General features: G+C 28.9%; 2 protein-coding genes. Both read right to left on the reverse strand.

Annotated elements, in window-relative coordinates:
* Positions 1-241 precede the first annotated feature (241 nt).
* Positions 242-1,750: a YifB family Mg chelatase-like AAA ATPase gene (locus tag HOH73_06030; protein MBT5828412.1), complete on the reverse strand. Its 1,509-nt coding sequence runs from the start codon at positions 1,748-1,750 to the stop codon at positions 242-244.
* Positions 1,751-2,218: 468 nt separating this feature from the next.
* Positions 2,219-2,602: DNA recombination/repair protein RecA (locus tag HOH73_06035; protein MBT5828413.1), on the reverse strand; the 384-nt coding region annotated here is incomplete at its 5' end.

A 2,602-nucleotide genomic window follows, 5' to 3' on the forward strand; every position in this document is an offset into this window, starting at 1 on the left:
AAAAAAATAGAAAAAACTGTAACTAAAAAACAAAGTTTAGCTAAAAAGACTAAAGCTAAAAACTAGTTTTAAACTTTAACACTTCAAATAAATATTTGTAATTAATTAATCATATTATCCACATCTGAGATAATTTTTAGCAAGCTTAATAGAGTTATTAGGAGGAGATAATTGATATTTATATAGTTTATTGCAGTTGTTCTTAAAAATAGAAAAACTGTAACCAAAAAGCAAAGTTTAGCTAAAAGTTAGTTTTAAACTTTAATGCTTCAAATAAATATTTGTCATTAATGACATTATTATTATCCATATCTGAGATAGTTTTTGCCAATCTTAATATACGCAAGTTATTACGCATGGATAATTGATATTTGTCACTAGCTTTCTGTAAAAGTTCTTTAGCATGATCAGTAATATTTATATAATTTTTAAAGTCTTCCAAAGTTAGTTCTGAGCTGTAATTTTTTTTTATCTCTATAAGTGATTCTTGTTGTCTGGTGCGAGCTTTTATGACTCTTTCTTTAACTTCAAAGGATGATTCCTCTATTTGTTTTTGCTTAAATAGCTCTGTTTTTTTATGAGGTATTGTAATTATGATATCAATTCTTTCTAATAATGGACCGGATAGTTTTTTTTGATATTCATCTTTACAAATAGGAGCTCGACCACATCTCTTTCCTGCAATTTGTAAATAACCACATTTGCAAGGATTCATTGCAGAAATGAGCTGAAAATTAGCAGGGTATGTAACCGATTTTCCTGCTCTTGAAATAGTTATTTTTTTTTCTTCTAAAGGCTGTCTTAACGACTCTAAAGCATCTCTTCTATATTCGGGTAACTCATCTAAAAACAAGATTCCATTATGTGCTTTAGTGATCTCGCCAGGTGTAATTTTACTGCCCCCACCAGTTAAAGCTGCTGCTGAACAATTATGGTGCGGAGATCTGAAAGGAAATGAAAAAAAATCATTATTACCATGTTCTTGTACCACACTTTTTACGATAGCCGTTTCTAATAATTCATTATTAGTTAAGTCAGGTAAAATAGATTTAAAGGCGCTAGCAAGCATTGATTTGCCAGAACCTGGGGCTCCTATCATTAATATGTTATGTTTTCCTACTGCTGCAATTTCAAAAGCCCTTTTAGCTTCTTTCAGACCAATAATATCTTTGAAATTAGTACTTTCCTCTTGCCGCATTTTAGGTTTGGTGTAATTACTAGCAATGACTATGTCATCACTCCTAAAAAAATTAATTACTTCTAAAAGATTACTAAAACTGGCAATGTTCTTATTTCCCGAAATTGCAGCTTCAGCTAAATTTTCTTTTGCGCATATTAAGCCTTTATTTAGTTTGTTAGCAAGTATTGCAGTAGGTAATATACCATTCACCCTATTTAAAGAGCCATCTAAAGATAATTCACTAGAAATAAGATATTCTTTTATTTTTTTTTCTGGAAAGATTTTTAAAGCAGCTAAAATTGTTAAGGTAATAGCTAAATCAAAATGACTTCCCTCTTTCATTAAATTAGCAGGTGCTAAATTAATAGTTATTCTTTTTGCTGGTAAAGCAAAAGCTATAGAACTTAATGCCGCTCTAATACGCTCTTTAGACTCTGATACTGCTTTATCTGCTAAGCCAACTATATTAAATACTGGTAAACCAGATGCAATATGCGCTTGTACTATAATTTTTTTAGCGTCCAGTCCATTTAAGGATAGGGTGTAACTACTTGCAAATTCAATGTCCATAATATAATAAAATACAACATTAAATATAAATTAAAAAAAGTTATTGTAAATTATTATTATACTAGTTATAGTGGTTTATGATAGTTTTCGGCAGTGGTAAGGGGCCTTCTGGCCTCTTACCCTATAATATGTAATAAATTTTATAGTTGAATAGTTTTCTTTTATTACATTCTTACAAAAGTTGCTATAGTTAAGCGTGTGATTTGCTTTTAGCAACCTGTGTTGTTTTATAACAATATTGGAGTTTTATCTTAAGTTAAAGTAAATTATTATATATTTTTCTCTCTCTATATATCTTCTCTCTCTCTCTCTCTTTTTATATATACATGATGATATATCCTTTAGGGGCTATACCATCTCATTTTTTATATTAATTTTATATAAAGACAAAGCGTATTACAAATTTTTTGCAATTACTTCGAATTATTATTTATATATATCTCTCTCTTTCTTATATAATTTTAAAACTTATGCTGCTTCTTTTTTTGCTTTTTTGTTATCTTCTTCAAGAGATAAGCCTAATTTAGTTCTAATTTTTAATTCGATTTCTGCAGCCATATCTAAGTTTTCTTTCAAAAAAGTTTTAGTGTTTTCTTTTCCTTGGCCTATTCTTTCGCCCTCATATGAATACCAAGAACCAGATTTTTCAATTATTTCTTCTCTTACACCAAGATCAACAATTTCACCAAAGCGAGAAATTCCTTCACCATACATGATTTCAACTTCTACATTTCTAAAAGGTGGTGCTACTTTGTTCTTTACTACTTTAATTTTAGTAGTATTTCCAATAACTTCATCCTTATTTTTAATAGCAGTAGATTTTCTAATATCTATTCTTACAGATGAATAAAA

Source organism: Alphaproteobacteria bacterium (genome assembly GCA_018667735.1).
Classification (GTDB): domain Bacteria; phylum Pseudomonadota; class Alphaproteobacteria; order Rickettsiales; family JABIRX01; genus JABIRX01.

Excerpts from the sequence above, each read along its gene's own strand:
- HOH73_06030 (MBT5828412.1), bottom strand. The coding sequence starts at position 1,750 with ATGGACATTGAATTTGCAAGTAGTTACACCCTATCCTTAAATGGACTG.